This is a genomic window from Streptomyces sp. NBC_00377, assembly GCF_036075115.1.
Taxonomy (GTDB): domain Bacteria; phylum Actinomycetota; class Actinomycetes; order Streptomycetales; family Streptomycetaceae; genus Streptomyces.
The window spans coordinates 330,488-342,521 of the sequence record NZ_CP107958.1; the positions used below are offsets into that span (position 1 = coordinate 330,488).

General features: G+C 69.4%; 9 protein-coding genes and 1 pseudogene. 5 read left to right on the forward strand and 5 right to left on the reverse strand.

Annotated features, from left to right (window positions below):
* Positions 1-25: 25 nt before the first annotated feature.
* On the reverse strand, positions 26-391 hold the full coding sequence (locus OHS71_RS01675) for an STAS domain-containing protein (protein ID WP_328476015.1): 366 nt from the start codon (positions 389-391) through the stop codon (positions 26-28).
* A gap of 155 nt (positions 392-546) precedes the next feature.
* On the opposite strand from OHS71_RS01675, the gene OHS71_RS01680 reads away from it, so the two are divergent.
* The 4 genes and pseudogenes from OHS71_RS01680 to OHS71_RS41245 all read left to right on the forward strand — a co-directional run.
* Complete coding sequence (locus OHS71_RS01680) at positions 547-1,032, forward strand: ATP-binding protein (protein ID WP_328476017.1); 486 nt, start codon at positions 547-549, stop codon at positions 1,030-1,032.
* 1,416 nt (positions 1,033-2,448) lie between these two features.
* Positions 2,449-2,748 (forward strand): type II toxin -antitoxin system TacA 1-like antitoxin, encoded by a 300-nt coding sequence (locus tag OHS71_RS01685; protein ID WP_328476019.1) that lies wholly within the window; start codon positions 2,449-2,451, stop codon positions 2,746-2,748.
* Entirely contained in the window at positions 2,745-3,128 is a 384-nt protein-coding gene (locus OHS71_RS01690) for a fic family toxin-antitoxin system, toxin component (protein WP_328476021.1), read from the forward strand. Before OHS71_RS01685 ends, OHS71_RS01690 begins: the two co-directional genes overlap by 4 nt.
* 76 nt (positions 3,129-3,204) lie before the next feature.
* Positions 3,205-3,399 (forward strand): annotated as a pseudogene (locus OHS71_RS41245) (IS982 family transposase); the annotation flags it as partial.
* A gap of 127 nt (positions 3,400-3,526) precedes the next feature.
* On the opposite strand, the gene OHS71_RS01695 reads toward OHS71_RS41245, so the two are convergent.
* From OHS71_RS01695 to OHS71_RS01710, 4 genes are all read right to left on the reverse strand, one after another.
* On the reverse strand, positions 3,527-4,606 hold the full coding sequence (locus tag OHS71_RS01695; protein ID WP_328476023.1) for a MerR family transcriptional regulator: 1,080 nt from the start codon (positions 4,604-4,606) through the stop codon (positions 3,527-3,529).
* A gap of 300 nt (positions 4,607-4,906) precedes the next feature.
* Positions 4,907-6,310 carry an eCIS core domain-containing protein gene (locus OHS71_RS01700; RefSeq protein ID WP_328484366.1) on the reverse strand — a complete coding sequence of 468 codons (1,404 nt, stop codon included), beginning with the start codon at positions 6,308-6,310 and terminating at the stop codon, positions 4,907-4,909.
* A gap of 610 nt (positions 6,311-6,920) precedes the next feature.
* Positions 6,921-8,699, reverse strand: coding sequence for an FAD-dependent oxidoreductase (locus OHS71_RS01705; RefSeq protein WP_328476025.1), 1,779 nt, complete (start codon positions 8,697-8,699; stop codon positions 6,921-6,923).
* 78 nt (positions 8,700-8,777) lie between these two features.
* Positions 8,778-10,727, reverse strand: a complete 1,950-nt coding sequence (locus OHS71_RS01710) for a maleylacetate reductase and hydroxyquinol 1,2-dioxygenase domain-containing protein (RefSeq protein ID WP_328476027.1) — start codon at positions 10,725-10,727, stop codon at positions 8,778-8,780.
* 186 nt (positions 10,728-10,913) lie between these two features.
* On the opposite strand from OHS71_RS01710, the gene OHS71_RS01715 reads away from it, so the two are divergent.
* Positions 10,914-11,789, forward strand: coding sequence for a helix-turn-helix domain-containing protein (locus OHS71_RS01715; RefSeq protein ID WP_328484367.1), 876 nt, complete (start codon positions 10,914-10,916; stop codon positions 11,787-11,789).
* Positions 11,790-12,034 lie beyond the last annotated feature (245 nt).

A 12,034-nucleotide genomic window follows, 5' to 3' on the forward strand; every position in this document is an offset into this window, starting at 1 on the left:
CCCTGACTTGCCCGGGTAGAGACGCTCAGGTGCGCAGTGCCTGCTCGAGGGTGGGATGGCAGGTGATGATGGCGTCGATGCCGACCACTTCGAGGACACGCAGGACCGATTCCTGCGCGGCGGCGATCCGCAGCCAGCCGTCGGCGCCGGTGACAGTCTGGTGGGCGGTGACGAAGACGTTGATGCCGCTGGAGTCCATGAAGGTCACGCCGCTGAGATCCGCCACGATCCGCGGGGCCAGGGTGCCCTCGGGGGGCAGCAGGGCGTTGCTGAGGACGTCCTTGACGTCGTTGTCGATCTCGCCCTGCACAGTCACCACACGGATGCCGTCGACTGTGCGCTGCTCGACGGAGAGCCGCTCCGGCTTGTCCGCTTTGTCGATGTCGGTCACCGTGTCCTCGGCTGTGCTTGGGCGTGTCCTGGTCAGATCCTGCGGGGATGATTCTGCCCCACTCGCCTGGACATACGCTCGGGCGGCCATGCCGAACAACATGGCTCAGGCATGTATGACGAGATGGCGGGTAGTGGGGCAGGCGTGAATGCAGCATGAGGGCCGCACCAAGGGGATCCCGAGCCCACGGTGACGGCTGCACCGGGCCGGTCGAGCACCTGATCCGCGCCGGCTACGCGCTCGGCGGAGGCGACGGCTGCATCGCCGACGCCCGCCGGCACGCTCTCGCCTTCCTCGACCAGGCCGAAGCCGACTACCCCGTGTTGGTGCCCGCCCGTACGCGGGACCTGACGCAGCTGGTGGTCAGTGAGCTGGTCACGAACGCCTGCAAGTACGCCCCCGGCCCGGTCCTGGTGGAACTGGCCATCAACATCCACGCCGTGGACGTCATCGTGTGGGACAGCGAGCCCGTCGTGCCCGTGGCCCGGACCGCCGATCCCGACCGGGTCGGCCAGCACGGCCTGGAGATCGTCAAGGCCGTCAGCGAGGCCCTGTTCGTCGAGCCGCAGTCGGTCGGCAAGCGCATCACGGCCCGCATCACCCTGTTCGACCCGCCCGGCGGCGGCACCACCCGCCGCTGAGGCAGGCGCCGTCGGCCGCCTTCGGGTTCTGACTCCAGATCTCCGGCACGGCGCTGGAAGGCCGACCCATCGCCCGCGATTGCGGCATCGCCCACCACCCCGCTCCCGCCGCCGAGCCCGCGCGACGTGAGCACTTTGCCCAACCCGCGGCCGCAGGGAACCTCACGACGATCGTGGTTCCGACGAGCGCTTCAGGGATGCCGCCAAGGCGTGGCGGTGGGGAGCCCGCGAAGCGGGCCACATGGCCGAAGACTCCGCGACCTGTTTGTAGAACGCATGGAGGGCCCTGGCGCCGTGCGGCGCCAGGGCCCGAAGGAACTGCTACACCATCTGCCGGCCCTACTTTTGCGCCGGCCTTCTGTCACCGCACACCTGGCCGAAACGCTGCCAGGAATGCTGGGATCGCGGTTGCTCGACCGGAGACCACCTCACTATCGATGTCCTGCGGTACCCGGACTCAGAAAGCCGCCCGGGCGATCCTGATGGCGTCCACTTCCTCCGTTCTTCCCTCATTGCTGATACTGCTCTACTGCGTTGTGTACTCCTGGTGTGATGCGACCTGCTCAGTGGCCTGTCACAGCGCCACTCTCCGGCAGCCAGCCCCGCTCGCCCATCCTGCGCCTGCTCTGGCTTGGAACCCCACTGCCGAACCTCCCGGTGCGCGCCCGCAGCCGACGCCTTCACCGAGGTGTTGCTCACCGACTTCACTGCTGAGTACTGCGAACTGCACTTATGCGTATTGCCACTGCGGTACTGCTGTCGGCGGCCCCTGATCACTGCGGGCCACCCAGGGTCCGGTCGTCAGCTCCGTCACCGTCTTGCGACAACCCTGGCTTCGGAACTCCACCACCGAACCGTCCTGCTCACTGCGGAACTACTGCCCGGCAGTTCGTGTCTGCCGGGCCCTGTTCTCTCTGGGCTACGAGAGAAACCATAACCACGACACCACCCAATGTCTACTCCAGCCACGACAGATTTTCGCATGTGGGTGATGAGGTGTGTCTTAGGCCGCGGCGGAGAACGGCAACAAAAGCCCGTCAAGGGACTGCGGAAGGATGAGCGGGCAGCCGGGGAGCGCGGTAAGGGGACACGCAGTGAAGGTCGGCCGCGGGCGCGGAACTGCGCGCCTCCGAGCCGGGCGACGAGGGATGTCATGGCTGACCGCCCTGGCACCCATGGCGTCTTGGCCGACCGTCACGGCAGAGGCGGCAGGGTCGCCGGGGACCGCGCGATCTCCAGGCCGCGCCGGCCGATCACGCCGGGATCGGCGGCGACTTGGCGAGGCGATCGGCCGCGACTTGGCGAGGCGATCGGCTGCGGCGAAGACGCACTGGCGGCCCACCCATGGCACCCCTTAGCGCTGCCCTCAGTTCGGGCTCTGGCCCGATCGATGGTACCGACGGTACCATCGGTACCATGTCACCTATCAAAGCCATGAACCTGCGTTTCCCCGATCCGGACCAGCGGGCCGCGATCGAGGCCGCGGCGAAGCAGGAGGGTGTCAGCCTCCAGGAGTACATCCTGTCCGCCGCCTACGCCCGCGCCACCGCCGTGCAAGATCGCTTCCTCGACGCGTTCAGGGAATCGATGTCCCGCAGCGGCAACGCGTTCGCCGCGGAGGCCGGCACGGCCGATCCCAGCCCGGAGCAGCGCGCTGCGGAGCTCGAGGCGCGGCGCGGCCTCGAGGCGCAGGAGGAGCGGGGCCACGCCGCGTGACGCAGGAACCGCTCCAGCCACTCGAGGTGCCTTTCCTTCTGCACGCGGCGCAGCTGTTGCCCGGTGATCCGCAGGTTGACGACTACGGGCCGCTCTACGCGGCCGTCGCCCGGGTCAACGCTCGGGCCATGGATCGTGACATCTACGGCTCTGTGTACCTTCGGGCGGCCGCGCTGCTCCAGACGCTCGTGAAGCTGCCGAGTCTGGAGCACTCCAACGAGGCTTTCGCCTGGCACTCTGCGGAGGCGTACCTGGCTCTGAACGGATGTCAGCTCGACTACCCGCCGAAGGAGGCGGTCTCCTTGGTGCAGGACGCAGCTTCCGGCGTGATGGGCGTTGGCCTGCTCGGCCGTCAGCTGCGTGCATGGGCCGGCTTCTGACCCGGCCGGGTGTGGTGAGCCGCCTCTTGGCGTTCAGCGTCAGCTTCCGTGACGAGTGACGGTTTTCCTGACTGCCGTCGAGAAGGTCCGCCAGCTCATCGAGTCGGCCAACGACACGCTCAAAGGCCAACCTGAGCTGGATCAATACTGACGCCGGACCATCGAGGGCGCCGCCATGCGCGTCGCTCAACGCATCCGGGCGCTGGCCGCCGCGATCTGGCACAACAACAACTCCGGCGCACCGATCACCCGCTCACTGATCTCCTACGATTCGGCTGTCGTGGCCTTGGGAGCCGGCTTGGCTTTCCTGGCTCGTTGGGAGAGCCGGCATGTGTCGGCTTCGCGGATGAGTTCTCGGCAGCCGATCCGGTGCAACTCGATGTGCATGCCGCTCGCTCCTACTGCCGGAGCTCCGTGACGTCGGCGACCACGCAGCTGACGTTGTCGGGGCCGCCGGAGCTGATGGCGAGGGTGATCAGTTCGCGGACAGCCTGCTCGGGTGTGCTGATCTCGGAGAGCACGCGGCGGATTTCTTCGGTCGGCACGACGGTCGACAGACCGTCGGAACAGAGCAGATATCGATCGCCCCGCTGAGCGTCGTGGAGACGCATGTCAGTGGCGGTGTTGCCTCCTCGGCCCAAGGCTCGGACCAACAGCGACCGCTGGGGGTGGGAGGCGGCTTCTTCCAGGGTGAGCCGTCCTTCGTCGACCATCGACTGGACCATGGTGTGGTCGTGCGTGATCTGGCACAGCTCTCCGTCGCGCAGGAGGTAGACGCGGGAGTCGCCGATGTGGACGAGACCCAGCTGCGATCCGGTCCAGAGCATCGCGGTGAGTGTCGTGCCCGTGCCATCTGGCGAGGAGCCGCTCCCGGCGACGTCGTGCACGGCCTGCTTGGCTTGCTCGATGACGTCTTCGAGGACGTTGAGGAGATTGCCGGCCGGGACGCCGTCGGTTTCGAGGTGCTTGAGCGCGTCGACGGCGGCTGCGCTGGCAGGGGCTCCTTGGCTGCCGCATCCGTCGGCGACGGCGAGCAGGCGGGGACCGGCGTAGGCGGTGTCCTGGTTGCTCTCGCGGACCAGGCCCGTGTCGGACAGAGCGGCGTAACGGATTTCCAGGGGCTTGGCGGTGGGAGACATGGCAGGGTCCTTCCAAGACAGATGGTCGATGAGGAAGGTGGCCAGGTCCCGCCGTGCGGCGGTGTCGGCCTCGGTCTGGACCCAGAACGCGCGGACCTCCTGGGCTGCCGCACCTGCATCCAGGGTGCAGATGTGCTGGATGCGGGCCAGAGGCATTCCAAGGCGGCGGAGCCAGGCGACCAGCCGGGCCTGCTCCAGCTGTTCCGGTGCGTAGAAGCGGTAGCTGGTGACCGGGTCGACGCGAGCGGGGGGCAGCAGTCCGAGTTCGTCGTAGAGACGCAGCGCCTTCGGCGACAGCCGGGACGCCTTCGCGAACGCCCCGATGGTCAGCAACCCCATGCTGGTTCCTCCTCATGCCGAGCACGTCGCCCGGCCCCACTGATGCTGTGGGCTCCCCCAAGGTGAAGGTCAACCAAGGGTTCCGCTTGGCGCTCTCCGATCGTCTCCCAGCCTGTCGCCGGGCAGTCAGAACTTGCCTACATACGACCGGGATCTGGCCGTACGTGCCTACGGAAATGCGGGACTGCCTACACATCGCACAGACAGGACACCCTGCTTGCGGCGGTCTGCCAGGTGGGCCGCGCGACACGCGACCCGGCCGAGGACGTCCGCGACCGTGGGTCCCGACTCGGCGCGCCGTCAGGTCCCCTGGTTCTGGCTCCACTTCGGGAACACCGAGGTCAGGAACGCCTCGCCCCGGGACACGCTCGCCGTTGAGTAGTTGCAGGAGAACGAGTCGGGCCAACTCGGGTTGAACTTGAGCAGCATGACCGTGGCGTTGCTCACGGCGGTGGCCTGGTCGACGCCGAGATTCTCGGTCATCCAGGAGTACACCGCGCTGCGGCGCTGTTCTTCGCGGACGACGGGGTCGCCGCCGCCCTTCACCTGGCCCGCGGCATTCATGAGGCCCAGGCGCTGCATGGCCTCCTTGAAGGAGACGCCCATCAGCTGCCAGTTGTCCTCCCACATGGCGCGGTTCGCCGCGGCCTGCTGCTTCAGCTGGTCGGCCTGCTGCTGCGTGAGAGGCGCGGCATTGGCGTGGGCCAGTTGCATGCCCGCGATGACCGTGGGGTCGAGGGAGGGGTAGACGGACTCGCCGAACTGGGGGAACAAGGCGTCCCAGCTGGTCTTATTCAGGACGTGGCCGATGCTGGCGGTGGCGGTGATGTCCACCGCTCCGATGGGACTGCCCTGCCGGTACAGGACGTAGTCAGGTCGGGTGGAGCCGTACGTCACCTGCGTGGCGAAGTACGTCCCCGCCGGCAGAGTGGGTTTTCCGGCGCCTTCCAAATGGGCTTGTGTGACGGACTCGATCGCGTAGCCGAACTCCTTGGAGATGCCTCCGCTTCGGCCGGTGGCGTGATAGTCCTGCCATACCTCGACCCAGCGTTTGGTGTAGCCGTCGTAGTCGGCGAGCGGGCCAAGCTGCGGGGCGGTGGTGACGTAGTGGTAGGCCCACCCGACCGCGTTGTCCACGGCAGTGAAGAAGTCGTTGAACAACTGCGTCTCGACCGTGCCGGGTGTGCCCTTCTTGATCTCGATGATTCGGCGCTGCACCGCAGTGCCGCCGTCGACGTGCTCCTGGCCCACCGGGTGGCCGGGGGCGTGTCCGGCGGACGGCGCCGGGCCCGCGAGCGCGCGAACGGCGTTCGCCTCGGCCTCGCGTTCGAAGCGGTCACCGGGGTCGGAGATCCGGAGCCCGGCCCCGTTGTCGGTGCCCGCGACCGGACCCTGCCGCTGCTGGATCACATGGGTCAACTCGTGGGCCAGGGTGTGTCGGTCGGTGCCGCCGTCACCGAGCACGATGTGACTGCCCGAGGTGTACGCGCCGGCGCCCACCTCGGCGGCGGACGCGCGGGCGGCGCTGTCCGTGTGGACGCGTACATCGCCGAAGTCGGCCCCGAGCCGGCTCTCCATCTCCTGGCGCACGGGCGCGTCCAACGGTCTGCCGGGCCTGCGCAGAACCTCGTGCACCGACGAACGCTGGACGGACGCCTCGCCCTCCTGCCCGGCAGCGTTGGCACCCCGGGCCCGCTGGAGCATCCGCACGACGGCCGCGTTGCCGGCGGTGCGCTGCAAATCTGTGAGAGCTGCGGCATCCCGGCCGTCGGCACGCGCCGACGGCGCCGCCGCTGTGGCCGGTCGGGCGGTGAGCCCGGGCTGGTGGCTCTCGCTGTCCGAAGTGGCGCCACGGGCTCGCAAGTTCGCTCCTTCCGGCGGTGCTGGGCGGCGTTCGCCGAGCGCGCACGGCGTCGACGTGGACAGGGGTGGGGCGCCGCCCCACCCGCCCAGCTTCGCAGCCCGGTCGGACACGACGGGAGGGCCGAAAGGGAAGACCCTGGGGCATTCCTCGTGCCCTCGCCGTCCGCGTGGGAGGCAGCGACCTGCCTGAGCATGGCCGGAGGACGTCGTGGCGGGCTCGGACGCCGGTTCCTGGGCCGCAGGAGAGGGGCGGCGCCTTCCTCGCCACAGCAGCGAGCCACCGATGGCCACGACGCCGTCGTCGACGCGTGCGCCGAACAGGTCGAGCGTGGACGGGCTCCTTGGAACCCTGCCGCCCGGCACATCTGCACAGTCGTCCGGGCCCCCGACACTCGCGCACTGCCCCTCACCTGGCCGATCCAGGCTGACCTACGGTGCCTGCTCAGCCTGTTCACGCGTCAGCGGGCCCGGCTCCAGGCCGGCAGAGCACCGCGGTCAGCGCTTCCCGCAGCAGCTGGGTCGCCTCGGTGATGTCGGCGGCTCCGCTCGGCCGACGCCAGGCCACGTACCCGTCCGGGCGGACCAGCAGCACGCCCTCCTCGTCGATCTCCGCTCGGCGGCTCCACTCGCCGTACGCGTCGTGCGCGTCGCGGTCGACGACGACGCCGCACAGGTCGAGGCGCAGTTCCTCGGCCAGGGTGTCCGCGGCGTCGGCCCACAGGGTGCCGGCCAGGCCGGTCAGGACGGTGAACCTGCCCTTGCCGCCGAGGTCGAGCGTCGAGATCCGCCTGCCGTTCGGGTCGACGAGCCAGGCGTGCGGCAGCTTGGCGCCGGGACGGGAGGTCGGGTGTCCGAAGAGTTCGTCGTCGCGAGCCATCGTTTCCGTGGTGCCGTCGGGGATGACGGACGCCGACTCGTAGCGCTGGTTGTGCTCGACCCCGTGGGCGTTGAACTCGTAGTGCTTCAACTCGATCGCCTCGCGAATGGCCCGGCGCTTCTTCGCCCCCTCCGCGTCCGGCTGGCGCGCCGCGTGCAGAGCCTTGGTGATGCCCTCCTCGTCTCCGCCGACGACGCCCAGTGCCTCGAACAGGGGCAGGAACTGGCCCCGGGAAAGGTTGGCGCGTTCGACGATCTGCTTCGCGACCGGTGCCCGCTCGTCGGAGTATGTGTCAAGCAGCTCGGGTCCGGCATGTCCCTTGAGCACGGCCGCCAACTTCCACGCCAGGTTGTAGGAGTCCTGGACGGAGGTGTTGGAGCCGAGGCCGTTGGACGGCGGGTGCCGGTGGACGGCGTCCCCCGCGCAGAAGACCCGTCCGGCGTGCAGCCGGGTCGCGTAGGCATGGTTGACCGTCCACAGGGAGGCGCTGTCGATCTGCACGTCGAGTTCGTCGTCGCCCACGAGATCACGGACGATCGCTGCCGCCACTTCGTCGGTGACCTTCGGCGGGGGGTTGTCGATGTCGTAGCCCCAGACGATGAGCCACTCGTTCCAGGGCCGGACCATCCGCAGCAGGCCCATCCCGATCCCGCCGACATCGGCGCCCGGGCGCATGATCCAGTACAGGACGCTGGGCCGGTGCTCGACGTACTGCGTGAGGTCGGCCCTGAAGACGATGTTCATGCTGCCGGCCTTGCCCATCTGCCCCTCCATCGGCAGACCGAGCTTGTCCGCGACGATGCTGCGGCCGCCGTCGGCGCCGATCATGTAACGGGCCCGCACGGTGTGTTCAGTACCGCTGGGCCGGTCGCGCAGACGTGCGGTCACTCCGTCCGGGTCCTGCTCGAAGTCGACGAGCTCGGTGTTGAGCCGGACCACGGCGCCGCGCTTGGCGGCGTTGGCCAGCAGGATGGGCTCCAGATACGTCTGCGGAAGGTCGGTCATGCCGCAGGGGCTCTGGGAGGAGTACTCGGTCAGGCTCTCGTCGCCGGTCCCCCAGGTGCGGATGCGGCCGATCTCCTCGCCCAGGAGGGAGGTGGCGAATACGGTGTCGCCCATCAGACGGCTCGGTGTGCCCTTCTCCAGTGCCTCCTGCTCGATCCCCAGATCGCGGAAGACCTCCATGGCACGCTGGTTGGTGATGTGGGCGCGCGGTGTGCCGGCCAGCCATCCGTACTTGGTGACCAGGTGGGTGCGCACACCGTACGTCGCCAGGAGCAGGGCCGCGGTGCCGCCGGCGGGTCCGCTGCCGATGACCAGGACGTCGGTGTCGTACTTCTCAGACGTGCTCATGGTGTGTCTCCGGGAAGCTGTGTGAAAAGACGTCACGGACGTCAGGGGGTTACGTGCTGTGCGGCGCCCGAGGCATGCTCAGTCGCCGAGGCGCGCGATGCGGAAGGTGAACTCGAGCAGGCGCCACTCACCGTCGATGAGCCGGCCGTCGGGCGTCGGGCCGGTGCGCCGGACGAAGTCGGTGATCAGGTCGTCCTTGACGCCGAAGACCGCGTCCCGCTGCCCGGGGGCTCCGTCGAGGTAGGCCCCGCCCCGTACGAACAGCTGGGTGATCAGCGGCTGGTGGCCGGGGGCGTCGATCAGGAAGTGCACGTGCGGGGCACGGTAGGGGTGGCGGCTCACGGCGGAGAGCATCCTGCCGACCGGCCCGTCGTCCGGGATCGGATACTCCGAGGGGAGGATCGACCAGAACGTGAACCGCCCGTCGGCACCCGTGGTGAACCGGGCGCGCAGCACCGGCCCGTCAACATCTGGGAGCTGGACGTCGTAGAAGCCGTCCTCGTTGGACTGCCACACGTCCACCACGGCACTGGCGACCGGCTCCCCTTCCTGGTCGGTCACCTGGATGTCCGCCCACATCGGCGTGCCCGTGAGCCCTCCGGCGATGTCGCTGCCGTGTTCGGCGGCGGGCGGCCCGGCCACGTAGAAGGGGCCGAGGATCGCGGAGGAAGTCGCGTCCGGATTACGGGAGTTGGAGAGGGCGTCGACCACGCTGGACACGCCGAGGGTGTCGGAGAGCAGGATGAACTCCTGTCTCGTGTCGCTGGTGATGTGGCCGGCCTCGGTGAGGAAGTCGATGGCCCGCTGCCACTCCTGCGGGGTGAGGTGGTTGCGGATCGTGTAGGCGTGCAGGGTGCGGGCGAGATCGGCGAGCAACTGCCTCAGGCGCGGGTTCGCGCAGCCGTCGAAGCTCGCCACGACCTCGTCGGTCAGCGGGCGCAGGTCGGGTGCGGAGCCGGTCGCCGCCTGCGGGCGGTGGCCGTGCCAGGCGTCCCCCAGTAGATCCGCGAGGCCGCTGCGGGTCAGCTCACGAGGGTTCGGATACGGCTGTGCGGTGGCCAGTTCCGCCGCGCGGTCCAGGTCGGCCTCCGCCATGCCGAGATCGCGCAGCGACGTCGGGCCGCCGACCCGGCGGATCAGGTCGAAAACGCCGGTGGGGGCGTCGGACACGCCCAGGGCGCGCGCGATGCGGTCCATCGCCTGCGGTGCGGCGGGCGCGTTGTACGCCATGGCGTGCGGAAGGACCACGGTGTGGGTCTCGGCGTGCGGCAGGCCGAAGGTGCCGCCCAGCGTGTGGCAGAGCTTGTGGTGCAGCCCCATGCCGACGGCACCGAGGCAGGTGCCCGCCAGCCACGCCGCCTGGAGCAGTTCCGCCCGCGCCTCCAGGTCGGAGGGTTCGTCGTGGAGGGCGGGAAGGGCACGGGCGACGGCGGCGACCGCCTCCAGGGCCATGGCGTCGGTGACCGGAGTGGCGTCCGGTGAGTAGAGGGCTTCCACGGCGTGGGCCAGGGCGTTGACGCCGCTGGTCACCGACATGGGGACGGGTAGCCGCAGGGTGAGCTCGACGTCGTACACGACCGTTTCCGGCAGGATCGCGGGCGAGGACCGGGTGACCTTGCGGCCGTGCGCCGTCTCGCCGAGCACGGGGGTGACCTCGGATCCGGCGTAGGTGGTCGGCACGATCACCTGGGGCAGTTCCGTGCGGACCGCCAGCGCCTTCGCGAGGCCGGTCGTCGACCCTCCGCCGATCGCCACCAGGCAGTCCACGCGCTGCTCGCGCACCAGGCTCAGGGCCCGCTCGGTCACCTCTACGGGGGTGTGCATGGCCGCGCCGTCGAACTCGGCCACCGCCACGTCGCCCAGGGCTTCGCGGAGCCGTTGGACGTCCTTGCGCAGGGCCGGTGATCCGTCGGAGAGGAGCAGTACCCGGGCCCCGCCGAGTCGCTCGACCTCATCGCCGACCTGCGAGAGCGTACCCGTGCCGAAGACCACCCGGCTCGGGCCGGTGGTGTGCACAAAACTTCTCATGAAGCGGCTCTCCGTGCTGCGGGGTCGGGGGTCTCCCACAGTATTCGCGGCTGTGGGCCGGCCGTTCCTGCATAATCTCCGCATCGCCTTGCACAAAAACGGCGTCGGCCGCGGCTCGGTCCGTGCTTGCCCGCCGGTGCCGGGTGGCAGCAGGACCGTGCTCCGAAGGAGGGCCTCGTGAGCGAGATGGGCCTCGGTGACACCCACGGCATCCTGACGCGGCCCGGGGTGCGTCCCGTCCGCAGCAGCAGGGGTCTCGGCTGGGAGCAGTTGTATCTGTCGACGCAACGGGAACTGCCGTACAGGGACGCTTTTCACGGAGCCGGCAGCCACCTGGTGATCCTGCATCTGGACGGCCCCGTCACGGTGAGGAGGGGACGCCGCGGGTTGACGGCCGCACGGCAGGTGCCGCCCGGAGGGCTGTTCCTGCATCCAGCCGACACGGAGCTGGACGTGGAACTCGGCGGTCATCTGAACACGGTGCACGTCTACCTGTCGGACGCGGCCCTCCAAGCTACGGCAGAGGCGGCGCAGGACGGCCGACCGGTGCGACTGAAGGAGGAGTTCGGCACCACGGACCCGCTGCTGGAGCAACTCGTTCTGGCACTCGACGGTGTCGTACGGCACTGGGAGCCCAGCGGGAGCACCTATGCGGATCAGCTCGCGCTCATGACCGCTGCCCAGCTGGCCCGCCGACACAGCGTCCGTCGCGTCGCCGAGCCGACGCCAAGCCAAGTGGGGCTGCACGAACGGCAGTTCACGGCTGTACGGGAACTCATGGACGCCCGCCTCTCCGAGCCGCTGTCGCTGGAGGACCTCGCCTCGGCCGTGGGGCTCGGTGTCAGCCAGTTCGCCCGGCGTTTCAGGGCTCGCACGGGGTGCCCTCCGCACCGGTACCTGGTGCGGCTGCGCGTGGAGCGGGCCGCCCGCCTCCTGCGCGCCGGATCCATGCCCATCGCCCAGGTGGCGGCCGCCTGCGGCTTCTCCCACCAGGAACACCTGACCCGAGTGATCCGCTCCCACCTCGGTACGACGCCGGCCGCGCTGCGCCGCGAGGGCTGACACGGCTCCGGGCCTGGAAACCGGCCCACACGGCATCCGCCTGAACTCCGCTTCACCCCAGCCACATCGAGACCGACATGACCGCATCCGCCCCGCCCGCCCTGCGCGAGGCGGGCATCCGCAATCCGCTGCTCGGCCGCACCGGCACGGTGGACGCGGTCACCCCCACATAGAGCAGCAGCAATCTGAGACAGAAACTGAGCGGGCAGGGTGACGTTGTGGCTTTGTGATCGTTGGCGGTAGGT